Below are 19,747 nucleotides of genomic sequence, written 5' to 3'. Positions count from 1 at the left end.
CCGGCCTCAACGCCCCGCAGATCGTCGATACCGTTCTCAAGGCCCTCCGCCACAACAGCGCAGGCGTACAGGAAGCGCGGGCTTGATGGCACGCCGCCTGCTCCCTGCCCTCGCGCTTGCGATAGGATGCACGGCGTCCGCCGCCGTGCTCGCGCAGGCACCCGGCCGGACCTTGACGATCAACGTCGGCAATGTTCGCGTCGCCAAGGGCAACATCCATGTCGATATCTGCCCGCAAGAAAAGTTCCTGAAGGACGATTGCCCGTGGTCCGGTGACGCGCCCGCCCGGCTCGGCACGACGCAGGTGATCGTCCGCGATGTGCCGCCCGGACTCTACGCGGCACAGGCCTTCCATGATGAAAACAGCAACACCAAGGTGGACCGCGCGCTGTTCGGCATTCCCAAGGAAGGCGTCGGCTTCTCCAACGATGCGCGCATCTCGTTCGGCCCGCCGAGCTGGAAGAACGCCGTGTTCGGCTACCATGTCCCGCAGGCGACGATCACGTTCAAGCTGCGCTACTTCCTCGGCCCCAGCGGACCGCCTGCCGCAAAGTGACCCGTTCGAAGTCCCTGCTCCAAACGGTGCCAGCCTCGCTGGTCACGGTCAGCCTCAGGCGGCCGTGGCTGACGCTCGTCATCGCGCTCGTGGTCACCCTCGCCGCACTGGGGATTGCAGCGCAGCGCATCGAGATCACGACGGACACCTCGCAGCTGATTTCCCCCGATGTTGCCTGGCGGGTGGAGGAACGGCGGATGGAAGCCGCCTTCCCGCAGCTGCGCGATGTGATGCTGGTGGTGATCGACGGCAAGACACCCGAACTCGCCGAGGATGCGGCCACCCGCCTCTCCACCGCGCTTTCCGAGGACAAGGCTTCGTTCCGCCGGATTACGCGCCCGGACGGCGGCGATTTCCTGGCGCGCGAGGGACTGCTGTTCGGCTCGACCGCCGATGTCCGCAGCACGACCAAGGCGATGATCGACGCGCAGCCGCTGCTCGGCCCGCTTGCCGCCGATCCTTCGCTGCGCGGTGTGACAAGCTCGCTCTCGACGATGATCGACGGCGTGAACCGCGGCGAAGTGACGCTCGCCCGGATCGACAAACCGGTGAGCGCGCTTTCCAAGGCTATCGACGGCTCGCTCAGTGGGCAGAACCCGGCGTTTTCGTGGCAGGAACTGTTCGACACCGGCAGCGGCGGGCTCACGCTGCCCAAGCGGCGCCTGATCCTCGCCCAGCCCGTGCTCGATCACGCCGCGCTGATGGCGGGCGAAAACGCAGCCGGCGCAGTCCAGCGCGCAGCGCAGGCGCTCAAGCTTGACGAAGCGCACGGTGTGCGCGTGCGCCTGACCGGTGAAGTACCGCTCGCCGACGAGGAATTCGCAACCCTGCAAGAGAATATCGGCGCGGTGGCGATGGTCATGGTCGGCGCCATGCTGCTCACGCTGTGGCTGGCGACCCGCTCGGTCAAGCTGGTCGCCGCCATCATGGGCGCGATCGTCGCCGGCCTCATCGTCACCGCTGCGGTCGGCCTGCTGGCGGTGGGCCGGTTCAATCTCATCTCGGTGGCTTTCATCCCGCTGTTCGTCGGCCTCGGGGTCGATTTCGGGATCCAGATATGCGTTCGCTTCAATGCCGAACAGGCAGACAGCAAGGATCCGACCGAAGCGCTGAGAAAGGCGGCAAGCGCCCTTGGCGCGCCGCTTTCGCTGGCGGCGGGAGCGATCTTTGTAGGGTTCGGGGCCTTTCTGCCGACAGCCTACATCGGGATCACCGAACTTGGTGTGATCGCCGGGCTCGGCATGATTATCGCATTGATCGCCAATCTGACACTGCTGCCCGCGCTGATCGTGCTGCTGCGGCCTGCCGATCCGCGGCACGATGTGGGCTTCCCGCAACTGGCCCCCATCGACCGGTTGCTCGAGAGCAAGCGGCGCTGGGTGCTGTGGTCGTTCGCGGTGGCCATGGGGCTGAGCATCGCGGCGCTTCCGTGGGTACGGTTCGACTTCAACCCGCTGCACCTGCGCGATCCCGAAGCGCCCGCCATGCGCACGCTGAGCGACCTGACGCAGGATCCGGACCGCACCCCCAACACCATCGATGTGCTGGCGCGCAATCCCGCCGAGGCGCAGGCGCTGGCTGCAAAACTCGAACGCCTGCCCGAAGTCTCACACGTGGTTTCGCTCGGCACCTTCATTCCGTCAGATCAGGATGCCAAGCTGGCGCTGATCCAGGATGCCTCGCTGCTGCTCGATCTGACGCTGACCCCCTTCGATATCATGCCCGCGCCGTCCGATGCGGAAATGACCGCCGCGATCGCGGAGACGCAGGCCAAGCTGGCGCCAGTGCTCGCGGCTCACCCGGGCCCCAATGCGGCTGCCGCGCGGCGACTGGCGGGTTCGCTGGACCGGCTGGCCAAGGCTACGCCGGAGAAGCGCGCCGCCGTGGATCACATGCTGGCAGAGCCGCTTGGCGTCATGCTCGGCCAGATGCGCCTGGCGCTGCAGGCAGAGCCGATCACGCGCGAAAGCCTGCCGCCCGACATGATCCGTGACTGGGAGAGCCCGGATGGCTTGTCGCGGCTGCAGGTCTTCCCGCGCGGCGACGCGCGCGACAACGATGTGCTGCGCCGCTTCCGCGATGCGGTGGCCAAGGTGACGCCGGCCATTTCCGGGCTGCCGGTGGCGACGCAGGCGGCGGCTTCGACGGTTGCATTCGCTTTCGTCGAGGCCGGGATCATCGCTTTCGTACTGGTGAGCGCGCTGCTGTTTCTGGTTCTGCGCAGCGTGCGTGAGGTCGCCTTCACGCTGGCGCCGGTGATCCTCTCGATCTTCCTCACGCTGGGCAGCTGCCTCGTGATCGGCCAGCCGATCAACTTCGCCAACATCATCGCCTTCCCGCTGCTGTTCGGCGTCGGCGTCGCGTTCCACATCTACTTCGTGATGGCGTGGAGCGTGGGAGCGCGGAACCTGCTGCAATCGAGCCTGGCGCGGGCGGTGATGTTCAGCGCTCTCGCCACGGGGACGGCGTTCGGCAGCCTCTGGCTCTCGACCCACCCGGGCACGGCGAGCATGGGCAAGATCCTGATGATCTCGCTGATCTGGACACTGATCTGCGCGCTGATCTTCGAACCGGCGCTGCTTGGCCCATCGCCGGAGGGCAAGACCAAAGGCGCCTAGGGCGCATCGGGAGCGCGTCTAGGGCGTGTCAGGCGCGGCGGCGGGATCGGTCAGGGGATCGCTCAGTTCGGGTGCCAGGGACGGCGCAGCGGGCTTTGCATCACCTGGTTGCTGCGGGTCAGCCAATGGATCGTCGAGTTCAGGCTGATCGGCCCCGGTCGCTTCCGCCTGATGGCTGCGAAGCGCATCGATCTGGGCGACCCGGTTCTGGAACCACGCCGAGCGCAGCGTTGCATAAGGATCGACCGCGCCGGACAGCAGCGCCTTCAACTGGTCATCGGCTTCGGCGCGTTGGTCGAGCCCGCCCACCACACCGGTGGCGACCTGATATTCGATCTTGTTGAAGGGCTTCCCCACTGCCATCGGCAGGACAAGCCCCTGAGCCGCAGACCCGAACAGATCGCGCAGGGTGCTGGGGCCGAGGAAGGGCAGGAAGATATAGGGGCCCGGCCCCACGCCATAGAGCGCAAGCGTCGAGCCGAAGCTGTTATCGCGGTGCGGCAGATTGATCGACTTGTCCTTCGCGACGTCGATCACCCCGCCGATGCCGATGGTCGAGTTGATAACGAAGCGCGCCAGAGTTTTCGAGGCGCGGCCGGGCTTTCCCTGCAGGATGAAGTTGAGGAACACGAGCGGTTCGCCGATGTTGCTCAGCACGTGGCGAATGCCGGTCCGCAGCGGCTTGGGCGTCACGTGCTTGTAGGCGAGCGCTGCAGGCCGGTAGGCTGCCTTGTCGAGCGTCTCCCAGACGCCGAACATCGCGCGGTTGAAGCCTTCGAGGGAATCGCCGCGGGCATGGCCATGCCGCGCCGTTGCCACCGGCTCGGGCACCGGCGCCTCTGCCTTCGGCGGATCGGCGGGAGCGGCCTCGACCGGAGTTTCCACCTGCTCGGCAGGGGCAGCCAGAGCTGGCGCCATTGCCTCGGCAGCGAACGCGGGTGCCAGCCCCAGGCCCAAGGTGATATCCGCCGCTGGAGGAGGTGCCGGCGAAGTGGCCAGCACGACCGGAATGATCAGCGAAGAAGGCAAGATCAGCTTCCGCCCTTCGCCGCGATGGCATTCATCCGAGTGACCAGCGCCCGCGCGCCGCCTTTCTGGAGAACGGTGCCGAAATCTGACCGGCGGGTTGCGATCTGGCTGACTGCATTCATGTAAAACACGTCGATGATCCTCCAGCCTCCGCCGCTTTGCCGCAAGCGATAGGCGATCGAGACCGGCGCGCCCTTGGGCACCTTCAACACGGTCCGGACCACCTTGTCGCCGCCGCGGCTTTCCACTTTGGGCGAGACATCGAAGGTTTCGCCGGAGAAGCTGTCAAAGTTACGCGCATATTCCGCGATGGTCATGCGCTTGAAGGCATCGACAAGGGCCTGCTGGTCCGCAGGGGACTGCTTGACCCATTCCGGGCCGACGGCCAACCGCGTCATCAGCGCAAGATCGAACGTCCGATCAAGCACAGGCGCGATCACTTTGGCCCGCGATGGCGCGGTACCGCCCGCGCGCATCGTCCGCAGCAGGCCGGCATTGAGATCCTGCACCGTCGAAGCGGCGGGATCGGCGGCCTGCGCCGTGCTCACCGCCGGCTGCATGGTCACCGCAAGGGAAGTGATCGAGGCAATCGCTAGAAGGAAGGAACGCATATCAAGCCTTGTCTGGTAAGAGCCGGTCCGGACATCACGACACCGCAAACCGCCACAGTCTGCCCGTCCGGCGCTTTGCAACATGCCGCAGGTTTGCACCTTTCATCCTGAGGCCGATAGTCCATCCGCACCGAAACCGTCTATCCCGGATAGGATCTGATATCGCAGCGTAACGGCTAGCGGGGCTCAACCGAACTGGGAATGAACGGGCTGCGGCCCGCGCATCTGGAGTCCACGCTCCAGTTTCTTCAACTGCCCTTCCCGTTGCAGAAACAAGTCATTATAGAGCAACGCAGAGGGCGTGCGCTGCAGGGAGTTTTGAGCATTGCAGGAGATGTCGCGTTCGGGTTCAATGCCTCACCTTCACGTCATTCTTGCCAATCCCCGCGGCTTTTGCGCCGGGGTCACGCGCGCCATCGATATTGTTGAACGTGCCATCGATCGCTTCGGCGCTCCCGTCTATGTGCGTCACGAAATCGTCCACAATCGTTTCGTCGTCGATCAGCTGCGCGCCAAGGGGGCGGTCTTTGTCGACGAACTGACCGATGTCCCCTCCGGCGCCACCACCGTGCTCAGCGCGCACGGCGTCGCCCGGTCGGTCGAGGACGAGGCCGAGCGCCGCCAGCTTCCGGTCATCGACGCGACTTGCCCGCTGGTCACCAAGGTTCATATCCAGGGTCGCCGCTATGCCAAGGCGGGGCGCCGCATCGTGCTGATCGGCCACGCCGGCCACGCCGAAGTGATCGGCACCATCGGCCAGATCGATGCGCCGGTCCTGCTTGTCTCCTCGGCCGAGGATATCGCCACACTCCAGCTCGATCCGGCCACGCCGATTGCCTACGTCACCCAGACCACGCTGAGCGTTGACGACACGCGCGGGATCATCGCCGCGTTGCACGCGCGCTTCAGCGATGTCATCGGCCCCGATGTCGACGAAATCTGCTATGCCACGCAGAACCGGCAGACCGCGGTGCGCAAACTCGCCGAAGTCAGTGACATGCTGATCGTCGTCGGTTCGCGCAACAGTTCCAATTCGAACCGGTTGAGCGAGATCGGCACCGAGATGGGCATTCGCAGTTATCTCGTCGATGGCGGTGACGATATCGATCCGGCATGGCTGGAAGGCGTCGAAACAGTCGGCGTCACCGCTGGTGCTTCAGCTCCGGATGCCCTCGTCGATAGCGTGATCGCCCGGCTGCGGCGCTTGCGCGAACTCTCCATCACGCAATTGGAGGGGGTGAGCGAGAACGTCGAATTCAGCCTTCCGCCGATCTTTCGCCGGCCACCAGTGGCCGCCAATGCCGCTTCCAATGCCCCTGCCGCCCGCATGGCGGCCCGATAGGATACCCGATGACACTCCCGCTTTCCCAGCTCGCCCGGATCGGCGCCTACACCCTCACCCAGCACATCAAGGGTGGGAAGTATCCGCTCGTCCTGATGCTCGAGCCGCTGCTGCGGTGCAATCTGGCCTGCCCCGGTTGCGGCAAGATCGATTACCCGGATGCGATCCTCAACCAGCGGCTCAGCTATGAGCAGTGCATGGAAGCGATCGAGGAATGCGGCGCGCCTGCCGTTTCGATTGCGGGCGGCGAGCCCCTGCTCCACCGCGACATGCCGCGCATCGTCAAGGGCTACATCGAGCGCAAGAAGCTGGTGATCCTGTGCACCAACGCGCTGCTGATGAAGAAGAAGATCGACGACTACAAGCCCTCGCCCTTCTTCACTTGGTCGATCCACCTCGATGGCGACAAGCAGATGCACGACCACGCGGTCGATCAGGACGGCACCTACGAAGTGGCGATCGAGGCCATCGAGCTCGCCAAGTCCAAGGGCTTCCGCGTGCAAGTCAATTGCACCGTGTTCGATGGCGCCGATCCCGAGCGGCTGGCGAAGTTCTTCGACGAGATGGAAAAGCGCGGCGTCGAGATCACCATCTCGCCGGGCTATGCCTATGAGCGCGCGGCGGACCAGCAGCACTTCCTCAATCGCGAGCGTACCAAGCAGTTCTTCCGCGATGTGTTCAAGCGCGGCAAGGGCGGCAAGGCGTGGACCTTCACCAATTCGCCGCTGTTCCTCGATTTCCTTGCCGGCAACCAGACCTACGAATGCACCCCGTGGTCGATGCCGCTGCGCACCGTGTTCGGCTGGCAGAAGCCCTGCTACCTCATCGGCGAAGGCTATGTCTCGAGCTTCAAGGAGCTGATGGAAGGCACCGACTGGGAGCAGTTCGGCGTCGGCAAGTACGAGAAGTGCTCGAACTGCATGACGCACTGCGGCTTCGAAGGCACTGCCGCGACCGATGCGATCCGCAATCCGCTCAAGATGTTCCAGATCGGCCGCAAGGGTGTGAAGACCGAAGGCCCGATGGCGCCTGACGTTGACCTGTCGAAGGCGCGGCCCGCCGAGGACGTCTACTCGTCACACCTCGAGCGCGAACTCGCCAAAATCGCGAAGGAAAATCCCACTGCGTCCAAGCGCGTCGTAAACGTCGCGTAAGACCCGGTGCGCGAGGCCTGCATGGCGGCCGGTGCGGATCAGCGCCGGCAGCTGGGCAGGTCTGCGTGCCAGCGAGGCCAGTACCGCGCCTAGCGCAATCCCGCCATCCGGCCTCATGCCGACGAGCGCGGCAGGGGGCAATTCCTCGTCAGCAGCGTCCGAAATAACCCGGATCGCGGCGAACGGGACGCCATGATGCCGCGCCACGCGGGCAGCGATGTGGCTTTCCATATCAACGACCGCCGCGCCGGTGGCCTGACGCAGCGCGGCCTTGCCGGAAATCCCGGTGGCAATGGCATCCTGACCGATAATGCGCGCTCGGATCGCAGCGGGGAGCGCCGAGCCAAGTGCTTTTACCAGCGCCGCATCACCATCGAGAACGAGCGCTCCGACCGCCAGTTCGGGATCAAGTCCGCCGCCTAGGCCGGTCGACAGGACCAGCGCCGGACCGGCTTGCAGCAGCGCCTCAAGCTCCCGTTCAAGCCGCGCGCCATCGCCGCCGCCCGCCAGCACGGCAATGCCCGGACAGCCGCGCCGGATCGCCTTGGCCTCGCTGTGGAGGCCGCAGACGGCAATGGTGCGCGGCCTCACATCCCGACCGAAACGCGGCGGTCGTTCGAACGCTTGAGGTTGCGGTAGCGCGCCATGGCCCAAAGCGGGAAGTACTTGGGATAACCGTGGTAGCGCAGGTAGAACACGCGCGGGAACCCGCCGCCGGTGTAGTGCTCCTGCCCCCACAGCCCGTCGGCATCCTGGTTCGCGGCGAGCCACGCCACGCCGCGCTCGACTTCCGGCGCATCCGCCTCACCCGCCGCCATCAGGCCGAGCACCGCCCATGCCGTCTGCGATGCGGTCGAGGGCGCGGGCGTGTGGCCCTTGCGATCCAGCGCATAGCTGTCGCAATCCTCGCCCCAGCCGCCGTCTGGGTTCTGGACCTGCTTGAGCCATGCAACGGCCTTGGCCACCGCCGGGTCTTCAGGCGGCAAGCCCGCAGCATTCAGCGCGCAAAGCACCGACCACGTGCCGTAGATGTAATTCACGCCCCAGCGGCCGAACCAGCTGCCTTCAGGCTCCTGTTCGCGGCGGAGGTAGTCGATGGCGGCGGCCATGCGCGGGCTATCGAGCGGCTCGCCAAGCTGCGCCAGCATCGAAACACAACGCGCGGAGACGTCTGCGGTCGGCGGATCGAGCAGCGCGCCGTGATCGGCAAACGGCAGGTTGTTGAGGTAATCCGCCGTGTTGTCGGCATCGAAGGCGCCCCAGCCGCCGTTCTTCGATTGCAGGCCAACGGTCCATTCGAGGCCGCGCTCGATCGGCATGCGGTCAGCGACTTTTGCGCGGTCCATCGCCATAACGACGACCGCCGTATCATCGAGATCGGGGTAATGCGCGTTGTTGTACTGGAAGGCCCAGCCGCCGGGGCGCACGCCGGGGCGCTGGTCGATCCAGTCGCCTTCGACATCGAGCACCTGAAGCGGCTTCAGCCAATCGAGCCCGGCGTGCGCACGCGCGACATTGGCCTCGCCACCGGCTTCCATCATCGCGTGGGACGCGAGCGCGGTATCCCAGACCGGGGAGACGCAGGGCTGGCAGTAGGCCTCGTCCTCATGGATCACGAGGAGGTTTTCGACCGACTTGCGCGCGATGGCGCGGTGCGGGTGATCTTCGGGATAGCCCAGCAGATCGAACATCATCACGCTGTTGGCCATCGCCGGATAGATCGCGCCGAGGCCATCTTCGCCATTGAGCCGTTCAACGACCCAGCTAACGCAAGTATCGATCGCCTTCTTGCGCAGGCCCTTCGGCCACAGACTGTCACCCGCCTTGAGCACGTGGTCGAGCGCATTGAAGCCGGTGGTCCACAGCCACTTGGGATCTTCGGCCTGCGACAGGCGCGCAGGCTTCCTGCCACTGTAGAGCTCATCGACCTTGATGCCGCGCCGATTGCGCGCGCAGGGCTGCAGCGCGCAGAGCACCAGCAGCGGAACGACCACGGTGCGCGCCCAGTATGACATGCGCGAGAGGTGGATCGGGAACCAGCGCGGGAGCAGGATCAGCTCGGGCGGCATGGTCGGCACTTCGGACCACGGCCCGGCGGCAAACAGCGCGAGCTGAATGCGGGTAAACACGTTGACCGCCTCTGCCCCGCCAGCGTTCAGGATCGCCTCACGCGCGCGGACCATGTGCGGCGCATCGACGGGATCGCCGATCATCTTGAGCGCGAAGTAAGCCTTCACGCTTGCGCTCACATCGAAGCCGCCGTCGTGGAACAAGCTCCAGCCACCGTGCTTTGCCGACTGGATACGGCGCAGGTAGCGCCCGATCTTGGCTTCGAGTTCGAGATCGTCCGGCTCGCCAAGGTAATGGCGCAGCAGCACATATTCCGCGGGGATCGTGCAATCGGCCTCGAGTTCGAACACCCAGTGGCCATCGGGGCGCTGCGCCTTGGTCAGGGCGCTCGCAGCGCGATCGACCGCGGCGTCGACAGTTGCCAGATCGAGGCGGGACGGAGCTTCAAGCGTATCAAGCATGGGCGCCTTCTAGCCTCGCTGGGCGGCAATCGCCAAGCCCGCAGCTTTCTCACCGGAGCGCAGCGCGCCCTCGATCGTTGCCGGCAGCCCGGTCTGCGTCCAATCGCCAGCCAGCAGAAGATTGGGCCAGCGTGTCTGGGCGGGCGGACGCTTGGCATCCTGCTCCGGCGTGGCGGCGAAAGTGGCGCGCTTTTCCTTGACGATCTGCCATGCCGGGAGGCTGGCGGTGAAGCCGTAGGCGCGCTGGATCTCATCCCAGAAGGTGCGCGCGAGCTCTTCGCGGTCGAGCCCGACAATGTCGTCAGCGGCAGAGACGGTCACCGAAATGCGGTCCGGAAAGGCGAACAGCCACTGCGCCTTCGCGCCAAGCAATGCGAGCATCGGCGGCGCTTCGGCGGGCGGCGGAAAGGCGAAGTGTGCGTTGACGATGGAGTTGAACGCATCAGGCGTGCTGATTTCGGGCAGCAGACCCTTCGCGATCCATGGCGGAACGGCGAGGATGACGGCCTCGTCGGTCACGTCCTGCCGCGTATCGCCCCAGTCCAGCGCTGTCACGCGATTGCCGTCCGTCTCGACCCCGCGTAGCCGCTTGCCCAGCGCAACGGGCGATCCGTGCTCTGCCAGCCAGGCAAGTGCCGGCTCGATGAAGGCCGCCGCCAGCGTCGGCTCGGCGATGCGCGGAAGTGTCGCCTTGCCTCCGCGCAGCAGGGTTTCGCGCAGCACGGCGGCCGTCAGCGCGGCGGAGCCTTCGGCAGGCGGCGTGTTGAGCACGGCAAGGAGCACGGGTTCGAGCAGCTTGTCCCACACCGGACCCGCCGCGCGAATGCGCTGACCGACCGTCTGGCCCGGGGCCATGGCGAGCAGCTTTGCCAGCGGGAGGTAATCGCCAAGGTGGCTGCCGGGCACACGGCGGGCGGTGGAAAGCACCCACCACGGCAGCGGCCCATCGTTGATGCCAATGGTCCAGCGGGCGCCGGTGGCAAGATCAGCGAAGGCGAAATCGGCATGGTCCGGCCCGGCGAGCGGAGTATTGGCCCCAACCGTCCGCCGAAAACGGGCAACCGCCCGATTGCCTTCGAGAACGAGGTGATTGCCGTTATCGATGATGAGGCCGAGCTGTGCATCGTGGTACGACCGGCACCGCCCGCCCGCCTGCGCCGCCGCTTCGGCGATTTCGACCTTGAAGCCCGCCTCGATCAATCGCACCGCCGCCGATAGTCCGGCGAGGCCAGCACCGACGACAATCGCCTTGCCCATGGTCAACGGGTCGCCAGCAGCCAAAAGACCGTGAGCAGCAGGCCCAACTTGTTCGTGCTGACACGCTCGCGCGGCGGCGCCCAACCGATCCGCTCCATGGTGCGGAGCATGCGGGAGTAAGCGATTTCCATCAGCCGCGGGGCAATCAGGTGCCCCTTGGGCTTGGCCGCAAGGATGGCCGCCGCTTCCTTGTAGTGCTGCTGCGCTCTGGCCGCGACGCGCCGGGCGGCGGCATCCATGCGCGGATCGGTGACAATGGCCTCGGGCGTGGTGGGCTCGATACCAGCGTGGCGCAGCGCTTCGAGCGGCATATAGACGCGGCCAATGGCAGCATCCTCGTCGATATCGCGCAGGATGTTGGTGTACTGAAGCGCGCGGCCCAAGTGATACGCGAGCGCAAGGCCCGGTTCATCGTCCATGCCGAAGATCTTCACCGAAAGTCGGCCAACGGCTGAGGCGACGTGGTCGCAATAGGTATCGAGCTCGGCTTCCGTGGGCCAACGCACATCCTGCGCAACGTCGATGGCCATGCCGTCGATCACCGCGATGAAATCGGCCCGGTCCAGCGCGAAACGGTGGACGGCCTCCTTGAGGAAGGCCGCCCGGCCCGGATCGCGCCCCTCGTAGAGCGCGTCGATATCCGCGCGCCATGCGTCGAGCTCGATCTTGCGGGCGGCGCGGTCGCCATGCTGGTCGTCAGCGATATCATCAACGAAGCGGCAGAAATCGTAGACCGCGTACATCGCATAGCGCTCGTCCTTGGGAAGGACGCGCATACCGGCGTAGAACGAACTGCGGGTGGCCTGCGTGGGTGCTGTGCTGGCCGTGGTCATGCCGCGCGCCTCAGCAGGGCGGGCAGTGCCGCGCCAGTGGCGAGCCACAGCGCTTCGACCTTGGTATGGTGAACGCGCTCGCTGAGCGGATCACGGCGTTCGAGACGGTCGCAGAGGCTTTCCGCAAGCCGCTGGATTATCGCCACTTCTGCCGAGAGGCGGCGATCACGGATCATCCGCGAGAACGGGGCGGATACAGCCAGCAGACCGCGCGTGCGACGCGCTAGATCGGCAATGATCGCGCGCAGCTGCGCACTCGCCTTGTCCTGACCAAGCTCATCCACATCGATCCCTGTCTCGAGAGGAATGTAGACCCGGCCAAGCTGCCGGAAGTCCTTGGCGCAATCCTGCAGGTGGTTGATGATCTGCAATGCCGCGCAAAGGGCATCGTTGCCATGCCAGGTCTCGCGGCTTTCGCCGTGGACATCGAGCACGTAGCGGCCGACGGGCATCGCGGAGACGCGGCAGTAGTCGATGAGATCATCCCAGGTCTGGTAGCGCTTCACCGTCACGTCGCGGGTGAAGGCCTCGAGCAGATCGTGCGCATGGACCGGATCGATACCGCGCTCCGCCATCGCCGCGCGCAGCGCCATGGCTTCGGGCGCGCCATCTCCATCCAGCCCGGCACGCATCGCAGCCAGCAGGGCAAGCTTCTGCTCAAGCGGTGCGGTGGGATGATCGGCAATATCGTCGGACGCACGGGCGAACCGGTAGAACGCCTTCACGAGGCCGCGATGCTCGGCCTTGACCAGCAAGCTGGCGACCGGGAAGTTCTCGTCGCTATCGCCTTTGCCCGAGGCTAGAGTATTGGAATCCATTACAATCCTGCCGCTGCCTGGGCTCGCCCCTTCCACATGCCGCCCCGCCCGCGCAAGTGTTGCCATGCCGATAGCATGGTGCAGCCTAGGTAAAAAGCCGCAATCCCGGGAAGCGCCACACCCCACAGCGGGGAGCGTCGGTAGAAGCGGAGCATGGGTTGGAACGTCAAGGACATGATCGCCCACGCCGCAAGCCCGAGCCAGCGGGCGAGCCCATCCCCGAACAAGGCGAGCACGGGCGGCGCGAGGTAGACGAGGACCATCCCGAACACGGTTCCGGCAAGCAGAACCGGCGAATAGCGCAGCTGCGCATAGGCCGAACGCGAAATCATCGCCGCAACCGGCGCAAAACCGCGATAGGGCCGGATACTGCGCGAACGGCGCGTCAGGCCGAGCCAGACCGGCCCCTGCCGCTTGAGCAGCGCACCGAGCGTGCAATCATCGATCAGCGCGCCCCGGATCGCGGCAATCCCGCCAGCAGCCTCGAGCGATGTGCGCCGCACCAGCATGCACCCACCCGCCGCCGCGCCGAGGCCTGACGGACGGTTCACCGCGCCGAAGGGATAGAGCATCTGGAAGAAGAACACGAAGGCTGGGACAAGCATGCGCTCCGGCGGCGTCTCGCAGTGGAGCAGCGCCATCAGCGAGACGAGCGAGAGCCCGCCTGCTTCGCCGCGTGTGACGAGCATCCGCAACGTATCTGGCGCATGTTCGATATCGGCATCGGTCAGCCAGAGGTAGCGCGGCGTTTCGCCAGCGCGCGCGACGCCTTGAGAGACGGCCCAGAGCTTGCCCGTCCACCCGCGCGCAAGCGGCGCACCGGTTAGCACTTTGAGCCGGTCTGAGCCCAGTGCGCGGGCGATATCGGCAGTACCGTCGCTGCTCTGATCGTCGACAAGGATGACGCGGAAGGGGCCGGGATAGTCCTGCCGAAGAAGGCTGCCGACCGAGCGCGCGATGACGTCTGCTTCGTCGCGCGCGGGAACGACCGCGACGACTTCCGGCCACGCCTGCGGCTCGGGCGGCATCGCGTGGGTATCGCGTTCGCGCGCCAACCAGAACATGTCGCGCCCCAGAAGAAGCACGAGCCAGATTATCAACGAAAGCGCCCCGAGCGCAGGCAGGATCATCCGATCATGCCCGCTTGCCGGAACCAGCCAATCGCATCGCGCACCGCATCGCCCCATGGCCGTGCGCGGTAGCCGAGTTCGCTGGCCGCCTTGTCAGACCGGAAGAACATGCGGTGGCGCGACATGCGCAGCGAATCGAGCGTGAGGAAGGGATCGGTCTTGCCGGTGGCGCGCGACCATGCCTCGTTGAGCCACGCCAGCGGCATCAGCGGCGCGACCGGCAGGCGCACCCGCGGCGGGCGGCGGCCCATCTCGGCAGCGATGCAAACGAGCATGTCCTTCAGCATCACATCCTGCCCGCCAAGGATATAGCGCTCGCCCACCCGGCCCTGTTCCAGAGCAAGGCGGTGACCATGCGCCACATCGTCGACATGGACGAGGTTCAGGCCGGAATCGACATAGGCGGGCATGCGGCCATTGGCAGCCTCGACGATGATCCGCCCCGTCGGCGTCGGCTTGATATCGCGCGGGCCGATGGGGGTCGACGGGAGGACGATGACCGCTGGCAGCCCCTGCTCGGCGACCATCTGTTCGACCAGCCGCTCCGCCACGACCTTGCTGCGCTTATAGGCGCCCACGGCCTGATCCGGGCTGGCGGCGTTTCGCTCGTCAACCGCGCCAGCATCGGAGGGCTTCAGCGTGGCGACGCTGCTGGTGTAGACCACGCGTTCCACCCCGGCCTGCAAGGCAGCGCGCATGACCGCACCGGTGCTGGCAAGGTTGTTGCGCACGATCTCCTCCGGATCGGGCGCCCACAGCCGGTAATCGGCGGCGACGTGGCAGAGGAACTGGGCGCCTTCCATCGCGCGGACAACGCTCGCTTCATCGCGCGCATCGCCTTCCATAAGTTCGCCGGGAAAATCGACGAGATTGCCGCGCGGACTTGTCGCGCGGACAAGACCGCGCACCCGGTAGCCGGCCTCTGCCAGCTGCCGCGCGACAGCCGAGCCGACGAAACCCGACACGCCGGTTACGAGCGCGAGACCCCGCGATTCGTCCATCAGCGCTGGTATTCCTTCATCATTGAAACCACGGGCGCTTGATTGACCGGTGATGCCCCGGTGGCAAGGGCATTGGCGCGCGGATCGCCGGTTTTAGTCAAATGTTTTGCTTGGGAGCCGAACTTGACTAGGACTGCGCACCATGATCGCCGCCGCCCAAATTGCTTCCCTGATCGGCTGGCTTGTGCTGGCGCTGGCGGCAGTCGGGACGCTCTATTGGGCCTTCGCCACGTGGGTGCTGGCGCGGTTCCTGCAGCAGGAAAAGCCGGCAGCAGCCCGCTTCGATGCGGTCACGCTGCTCAAGCCGCTCTATGGCAGTGAACCGCAGCTCGAGGCCAATCTCGCGAGCTTCCTCAGGCAGACGCACCAAGGGCCGCTGCAGATGGTCTGCGGAGTGCAACGTGCGGATGATCCCGCGGCGGATGTCGTCCGCGCGCTGCAGGCGCGGCACCCGCAGGCGCGGATCGATCTCGTCGTGGATCCGGCGCGGCACGGCGCGAACGCCAAGGTCGGCAATCTGATCAACATGATGGCCCGCGCAGAGCACGATGTGGTGGTGCTGAGCGACAGCGACATCGCGGTCGAGCCGAACTACCTCGCGCAAGTACTCGCTGCGCTTGAGCGACCGGGGATCGGCGCGGTCACCTGCCTTTATCACGGACGCGGCGACGGCGGTTTCTGGTCGCGGCTGGCATCGGCAGGGCCGAGCTATCAGTTTGTGGTGGGCCTCGTGTTTGGCAAGGTGATGGGCCTTGCGGAGCCGTGCATGGGCTCGACCATCGCGCTGCGCCGTTCAACGCTGCAGGCCATCGGCGGGTTCGAGGCTTTTGCCGATGTGCTGGCGGACGATCATGCCATCGGCGCTGCAGTGCGGGCGCAGGGGCTTGGCATCGCGATCCCGCCGCTGCTGCTGGCGCATGCTTCGGCCGAGCAGACACTTACGCAGGTCTGGCGGCAGGAACTGCGCTGGGCGGCAACGATCCGGGCGCTGGCGCCTGCCGGCTATGCCGGTTCGCTGATCGGCTTTCCGCTCGCGCTGGCCATGCTGGGGAGCCTGTTTCACCCCCTGCCCTGCCTGTATCTGGCCGCGGGCGCCTTTGCCGTGCGGCTCTCGACCAAGCGGGTGGTCGATCGCCATGCCGGGGCCTCAACCGCGCCGTGGTGGCTGCTTCCGCTGCGCGATGCGCTCAGCTTGTCGGTGTTTGTCGCAAGCTATTTCGTTCGCGTTGTTGATTGGCGCGGAACAAGGCTTAGAATGGAAGATGACGGGCAGACAGTCAGCCCCGCGGAGAACTTCAGCTCATGATGCGTACCCTTTTCCTCCAGGCGCCGTCGTTTGACGGGTATGACGGCGGTGCGGGCGCGCGCTATCAGATGAAGCGCGAGGTCAAATCCTTCTGGTATCCCACCTGGCTGGCCCAGCCGGCGGCGATGGTCGAAGGCTCGAAACTGATCGATGCTCCCGCGCATGACCTGAGCTGGGAAGACATCGCGCACGAATTCGACGAACGCGATCTCGTCATCCTCCACACCTCGACCCCGAGCTTTGGTCAGGACATCCGCACTGCGGCGCTGATCAAGGAGCGCAACCCGAAGATCGTGATCGGTTTCGTCGGCGCCAAGGTGGCGGTCGAGCCGGACAAGAGCCTTGCTGCCTCGCCTCACATCGATTTCGTCGCGCGCGAGGAATACGACTTCACCATCGTCGAAATCGCGGAAGGCCGCCCGCTGCGCGAAGTGGACGGGATCACCTGGCGCGATGCCGATGGCAGCTTCGTGCGCAACAAGGACCGCGCGCAGATCGAAGACATGGACGTGCTGCCGATGGTCTCGCCGATCTACCGGCGCGATCTCGATCTCAGCAAGTATTACGGCGGCTACCAGCGCCACCCCTACATCTCGTTCTACACCGGGCGCGGCTGCAAGAGCCGCTGCACGTTCTGCCTCTGGCCGCAGACGATCTCGGGCCACCGCTATCGCCACCGCACGGTGCCCAAGGTGATCGAGGAAGTGCAGTACATCCTCAAGGAAATGCCCGAGGTGAAGGAGATCTTCTTCGACGACGATACCCTTGCCGATGCGCACGATTTCGTTGTCGAGCTTTCGGGCGAACTCGCCAAGCTCGGCTTCGGCAAGCCGGGCTTCCCCGTCACCTGGGGCTGCAACGCAAAGGCAAATGTGCCCTACAACGTGTTGAAAGCCATGAAGGAAGGCGGCTGCCGCGTGCTGCTCGTCGGCTATGAAAGCGGCAACCAGCAAATCCTGCACAACATCAAGAAGGGCCTGCTGACCAAGGTCGCGCGCCAGTTCACCAAGGATGCGCACAGCCTTGGCCTGACGATCCACGGCACCTTCATCCTCGGCCTGCCGGGTGAAACGCTGGAGACGATCGAGGAGACGATCCGTTATGCGATCGAGCTCAATCCGCACACCATCCAGGTCAGTCTCGCCGCGCCCTATCCGGGCACGTTCCTCTACAAGCAGGCTACCGAGAACGGCTGGTTCGACGGCAGCGATCACCTGCTGACCGACGACGGCAACCAGATCGCGCAGCTTTCCTATCCGCACCTCTCGTCGAAGGTGATCTTCGACAAGGTGGAGGAGTTCTACAAGCGCTTCTACTTCCGCCCGCGCAAGATCGGCGCGATCGTCGGCGAGATGATCCGCGATTGGGATATGATGAAGCGCCGCCTGCGCGAAGGTGTGGAGTTCTTCGACTTCCTGCGTCGCCGCAAGGAAGCGGCCTGATCCATTGCCATGGGCGAGGCCCGACGGCTTGTTGTCACTGCGGATGACTTCGGCGCCTCGCCAGAAGTCAACGCGGCAGTCGAGCAGGCGCACCGCGACGGTATCCTGACGGCGGCAAGCCTGATGGTGGCGGGCGGTGCGGCGGACGACGCAGTGGAACGTGCGCGGCGGCTACCGGGTCTTGGCGTCGGGCTGCATCTCGTGCTGGTTGAAGGCCGCCCGATGCTGCCGCCGGAACAGATCCCGGCGCTGGTCGATCACACCGGCCAGTTCCGCAGCGATATGGTCCGTACCGCGCTCACCATCTTCGCATCCCCTTCCGCGCGGCGGCAGTTGGCGGCGGAGGTCGATGCGCAGTTCGCAGCCTTTGCTGCGACCGGCCTGAAGCTCGATCACGTCAACGCGCACAAGCACTTCCACCTGCATCCGACGATCGCTTCGGCCATCCTGCGCGCGGGCAAGCGCCATGGGATGACCGCCATGCGTGCGCCGATCGAGCCGCCCGCGGTGATCGCCGCCATCGATGGCACCCCTCGCCGTACTGGGATCGAGCATCTGTGGGCGAAAGTCCTGCGCCGCCGCCTGCGAAAGGCCGGGGTTACCGTGCCGGATCAGGTCTTCGGGCTGGCATGGTCGGGTGCGCTGACCGCGCCCAAGCTGCTGGCGCTGCTGGACAAGTTGCCGCCCGGCCTCACCGAAATCTATGCCCATCCGGCAGAGGGGCCCTATCCGGGCAGTGCTCCGGGCTATCTCTATGCCGAGGAATTGGCCGCGCTGACCGATCCTCTTGCCAAAGCGGCGATCGCGCGCAATGGCGTGGCCACCGGACACTTTGCTGACTTTGGCAGGACCAGCCCATGACCATCGCAAGCACCTGGGAGGATTGCGGCAGGACCGCATCGCTACGTCGTCCAGCGCTGATCGAAGTCAAGGTGGTCGCGGTGTGGCTGTACCTGATCCGCCCGCGCTTTGTGCCGGGTGAGATCCGCTTCGTCCTGCGGTCCCCGAGGACGTTTGAGGCAGGAGCACGCAGCTGAGCATCTGGAGCCGGGTCGGCATCCTTGCGGCCACATTGCTGGGGCTTGCCATCGCGGTCTGGACGATCGGCGACGTGGGCCTTGCAGAAATCGCGCAGACAGCACAGCGCATGGGACCGGGCGGGTTCGTGGCGATCTGCGCATGGTCGCTCGTCACCTCTTGGCTGCTCGGCGGCGCGTGGCAAGCCGCCGCACCGGGCGAACCGCAGCCCCCCCTTCTGCTTTTCGCGTGGGCCCGCCTCGTGCGCGATGCGGTATCGAACCTGCTGCCCTTTTCCGAACTCGGCGGCATCTACATCGGCGTGCGCACGTTGATCCGTGCCGCAGTGCCGGCCCCGCGGGTCTATGCTTCGTTCGTGGTGGACCTCACGACCGAGATGGCAAGCCAGCTCGTCTATACCCTGTTCAGCCTGCTCGCGATGGCCCCCTTGCTGATGGGAGCCAGCGCGGCTGGGCTACGCCCGGCTATCATCGGCGGCACCGCCGTGATGGTCGGCTGCATCTTCCTGTTCATGCGCATGCAGAAAGTGGTGCTGGCCCTGGCCGCGCGCATCGCCGCCCGCTTTCTGCCCGAAGCGACCGTGCTCAGCGAAGTGGAGGCAGAGCTCTCGCGCATTTACGCGCAGCGGGGCCGTGTGCTGACCGCATTCCTGTTCAATCTCGCCGCATGGACCACCAGCGGCATGAGCGCGTGGTTCGTGCTGAAGTTCATGGGGAGCGACATCGCCCTGTGGAAAGTGCTCTCGCTGGAAGGGATCATCTTCGCCCTGCGCAGCATGGCCTTCGTCATTCCGGGGGCAATCGGCGTGCAGGAAGCGGCCTATCTCCTCGTCGCGCCGCTGTTCGGCCTCGCACCCGAAGCAGCGTTGGCGCTCTCGCTGGCCAAGCGCGCCCGCGATCTGGTGATCGGTGTGCTCGCCCTGCTCGGCTGGCAGATCCGCGAATCGAGAGACATTCTCGCGCGCCCGTAGTCGGTTTGGCTGGCCTGTGCAGCAAGACCGAGTTTTCAATAAGAACAGCGCGACAACCGCTAACTGCGTGGACTGCGACTCTCTGTACACGCGAGGTTATAGGCAAGTTGG

The 19,747-nt window shown here is 65.7% G+C and carries 18 protein-coding genes; 9 read left to right on the top strand and 9 right to left on the bottom strand.

Translation table 11 applies throughout. The features are described from left to right. Positions 1 to 85: 85 nt before the first annotated feature. Positions 86 to 556 (top strand): DUF2141 domain-containing protein, encoded by a 471-nt coding sequence (locus tag NSE01_RS17300; protein WP_147160896.1) that lies wholly within the window; start codon positions 86 to 88, stop codon positions 554 to 556. A gap of 14 nt (positions 557 to 570) precedes the next feature. Continuing rightward, the gene (locus NSE01_RS17295; RefSeq protein ID WP_147160906.1) at positions 571 to 3,174 is read left to right on the top strand and encodes an MMPL family transporter; all 2,604 of its coding nucleotides are present in this window, start codon (positions 571 to 573) and stop codon (positions 3,172 to 3,174) included. An 18-nt stretch (positions 3,175 to 3,192) separates the two neighbouring features. Here the strand turns inward: NSE01_RS17295 and NSE01_RS17290 are convergent, their stop codons facing one another. Together NSE01_RS17290 and NSE01_RS17285 are read right to left on the bottom strand one after the other, a co-directional pair. Further along, positions 3,193 to 4,203: an MlaA family lipoprotein gene (locus tag NSE01_RS17290; protein ID WP_246135266.1), complete on the bottom strand. Its 1,011-nt coding sequence runs from the start codon at positions 4,201 to 4,203 to the stop codon at positions 3,193 to 3,195. 2 nt (positions 4,204 to 4,205) lie between these two features. Next, a complete protein-coding gene (locus NSE01_RS17285; RefSeq protein WP_147160895.1) occupies positions 4,206 to 4,814 on the bottom strand; it encodes an ABC transporter substrate-binding protein in 609 nt (202 codons plus the stop codon). A gap of 352 nt (positions 4,815 to 5,166) precedes the next feature. On the opposite strand from NSE01_RS17285, the gene ispH reads away from it, so the two are divergent. Then, positions 5,167 to 6,156, top strand: a complete 990-nt coding sequence (ispH, locus tag NSE01_RS17280; protein ID WP_147160894.1) for a 4-hydroxy-3-methylbut-2-enyl diphosphate reductase — start codon at positions 5,167 to 5,169, stop codon at positions 6,154 to 6,156. 8 nt (positions 6,157 to 6,164) lie between these two features. Continuing rightward, the gene (gene hpnH, locus NSE01_RS17275; RefSeq protein WP_147160893.1) at positions 6,165 to 7,310 is read left to right on the top strand and encodes an adenosyl-hopene transferase HpnH; all 1,146 of its coding nucleotides are present in this window, start codon (positions 6,165 to 6,167) and stop codon (positions 7,308 to 7,310) included. Here the strand turns inward: hpnH and NSE01_RS17270 are convergent. Genes NSE01_RS17270 through hpnA form a run of 7 tightly spaced genes read right to left on the bottom strand, consistent with a single transcriptional unit; the run spans position 7,233 to position 14,880 of the window. Continuing rightward, positions 7,233 to 7,901 carry a phosphorylase family protein gene (locus NSE01_RS17270; protein WP_246135265.1) on the bottom strand — a complete coding sequence of 223 codons (669 nt, stop codon included), beginning with the start codon at positions 7,899 to 7,901 and terminating at the stop codon, positions 7,233 to 7,235. The two genes, hpnH and NSE01_RS17270, sit on opposite strands and share 78 nt — an antisense overlap. Then, positions 7,898 to 9,841: a squalene--hopene cyclase gene (gene shc / locus NSE01_RS17265; RefSeq protein WP_147160892.1), complete on the bottom strand. Its 1,944-nt coding sequence runs from the start codon at positions 9,839 to 9,841 to the stop codon at positions 7,898 to 7,900. Before shc ends, NSE01_RS17270 begins: the two co-directional genes overlap by 4 nt. A gap of 9 nt (positions 9,842 to 9,850) precedes the next feature. Next, positions 9,851 to 11,098 (bottom strand): hydroxysqualene dehydroxylase HpnE, encoded by a 1,248-nt coding sequence (gene hpnE / locus NSE01_RS17260; protein WP_147160891.1) that lies wholly within the window; start codon positions 11,096 to 11,098, stop codon positions 9,851 to 9,853. 2 nt (positions 11,099 to 11,100) lie between these two features. Continuing rightward, positions 11,101 to 11,931, bottom strand: a complete 831-nt coding sequence (hpnD, locus tag NSE01_RS17255) for a presqualene diphosphate synthase HpnD (protein ID WP_147160890.1) — start codon at positions 11,929 to 11,931, stop codon at positions 11,101 to 11,103. Continuing rightward, complete coding sequence (hpnC, locus tag NSE01_RS17250; protein ID WP_147160889.1) at positions 11,928 to 12,749, bottom strand: squalene synthase HpnC; 822 nt, start codon at positions 12,747 to 12,749, stop codon at positions 11,928 to 11,930. Before hpnC ends, hpnD begins: the two co-directional genes overlap by 4 nt. Then, complete coding sequence (locus NSE01_RS17245) at positions 12,749 to 13,879, bottom strand: glycosyltransferase (RefSeq protein ID WP_147160888.1); 1,131 nt, start codon at positions 13,877 to 13,879, stop codon at positions 12,749 to 12,751. The genes hpnC and NSE01_RS17245 overlap by 1 nt, the downstream gene beginning before the upstream one ends. Then, positions 13,876 to 14,880: a hopanoid-associated sugar epimerase gene (hpnA, locus tag NSE01_RS17240; RefSeq protein WP_147160887.1), complete on the bottom strand. Its 1,005-nt coding sequence runs from the start codon at positions 14,878 to 14,880 to the stop codon at positions 13,876 to 13,878. Before hpnA ends, NSE01_RS17245 begins: the two co-directional genes overlap by 4 nt. Before the next feature lie 142 nt (positions 14,881 to 15,022). Between hpnA and hpnI the strand changes: the two genes are divergently transcribed. The 5 genes from hpnI to NSE01_RS17215 are packed head-to-tail and all read left to right on the top strand — an operon-like array spanning position 15,023 to position 19,636. Next, the gene (gene hpnI, locus NSE01_RS17235; RefSeq protein WP_147160886.1) at positions 15,023 to 16,186 is read left to right on the top strand and encodes a bacteriohopanetetrol glucosamine biosynthesis glycosyltransferase HpnI; all 1,164 of its coding nucleotides are present in this window, start codon (positions 15,023 to 15,025) and stop codon (positions 16,184 to 16,186) included. Beyond that, a complete protein-coding gene (hpnJ, locus tag NSE01_RS17230) occupies positions 16,183 to 17,628 on the top strand; it encodes a hopanoid biosynthesis associated radical SAM protein HpnJ (RefSeq protein WP_147160885.1) in 1,446 nt (481 codons plus the stop codon). Before hpnI ends, hpnJ begins: the two co-directional genes overlap by 4 nt. 9 nt (positions 17,629 to 17,637) lie before the next feature. Beyond that, positions 17,638 to 18,489, top strand: a complete 852-nt coding sequence (gene hpnK, locus NSE01_RS17225) for a hopanoid biosynthesis-associated protein HpnK (RefSeq protein WP_147160884.1) — start codon at positions 17,638 to 17,640, stop codon at positions 18,487 to 18,489. Then, a complete protein-coding gene (locus NSE01_RS17220; RefSeq protein ID WP_147160883.1) occupies positions 18,486 to 18,665 on the top strand; it encodes a hypothetical protein in 180 nt (59 codons plus the stop codon). Before hpnK ends, NSE01_RS17220 begins: the two co-directional genes overlap by 4 nt. Then, the gene (locus NSE01_RS17215) at positions 18,662 to 19,636 is read left to right on the top strand and encodes a lysylphosphatidylglycerol synthase domain-containing protein (RefSeq protein ID WP_307725998.1); all 975 of its coding nucleotides are present in this window, start codon (positions 18,662 to 18,664) and stop codon (positions 19,634 to 19,636) included. Before NSE01_RS17220 ends, NSE01_RS17215 begins: the two co-directional genes overlap by 4 nt. Positions 19,637 to 19,747: the final 111 nt, after the last annotated feature.

This window comes from Novosphingobium sediminis, from assembly GCF_007991615.1.
In the GTDB taxonomy this organism is placed as follows: Bacteria; Pseudomonadota; Alphaproteobacteria; order Sphingomonadales; family Sphingomonadaceae; genus Novosphingobium; species Novosphingobium sediminis.
The sequence above is the reverse complement of the archived record's forward strand: the minus strand, read 5'-3'. Positions and strand labels throughout refer to the sequence as shown.

Excerpts from the sequence above, each read along its gene's own strand:
- NSE01_RS17300 (WP_147160896.1), top strand. The coding sequence starts at position 86 with ATGGCACGCCGCCTGCTCCCTGCCCTCGCGCTTGCGATAGGATGCACG.
- NSE01_RS17285 (WP_147160895.1), bottom strand. The coding sequence starts at position 4,814 with ATGCGTTCCTTCCTTCTAGCGATTGCCTCGATCACTTCCCTTGCGGTG.
- ispH (WP_147160894.1), top strand. The coding sequence starts at position 5,167 with ATGCCTCACCTTCACGTCATTCTTGCCAATCCCCGCGGCTTTTGCGCC.
- hpnH (WP_147160893.1), top strand. The coding sequence starts at position 6,165 with ATGACACTCCCGCTTTCCCAGCTCGCCCGGATCGGCGCCTACACCCTC.
- shc (WP_147160892.1), bottom strand. The coding sequence starts at position 9,841 with ATGCTTGATACGCTTGAAGCTCCGTCCCGCCTCGATCTGGCAACTGTC.
- hpnE (WP_147160891.1), bottom strand. The coding sequence starts at position 11,098 with ATGGGCAAGGCGATTGTCGTCGGTGCTGGCCTCGCCGGACTATCGGCG.
- hpnD (WP_147160890.1), bottom strand. The coding sequence starts at position 11,931 with ATGACCACGGCCAGCACAGCACCCACGCAGGCCACCCGCAGTTCGTTC.
- hpnC (WP_147160889.1), bottom strand. The coding sequence starts at position 12,749 with ATGGATTCCAATACTCTAGCCTCGGGCAAAGGCGATAGCGACGAGAAC.
- NSE01_RS17245 (WP_147160888.1), bottom strand. The coding sequence starts at position 13,879 with ATGATCCTGCCTGCGCTCGGGGCGCTTTCGTTGATAATCTGGCTCGTG.
- hpnA (WP_147160887.1), bottom strand. The coding sequence starts at position 14,880 with ATGGACGAATCGCGGGGTCTCGCGCTCGTAACCGGCGTGTCGGGTTTC.
- hpnI (WP_147160886.1), top strand. The coding sequence starts at position 15,023 with ATGATCGCCGCCGCCCAAATTGCTTCCCTGATCGGCTGGCTTGTGCTG.
- hpnJ (WP_147160885.1), top strand. The coding sequence starts at position 16,183 with ATGATGCGTACCCTTTTCCTCCAGGCGCCGTCGTTTGACGGGTATGAC.
- hpnK (WP_147160884.1), top strand. The coding sequence starts at position 17,638 with ATGGGCGAGGCCCGACGGCTTGTTGTCACTGCGGATGACTTCGGCGCC.
- NSE01_RS17220 (WP_147160883.1), top strand. The coding sequence starts at position 18,486 with ATGACCATCGCAAGCACCTGGGAGGATTGCGGCAGGACCGCATCGCTA.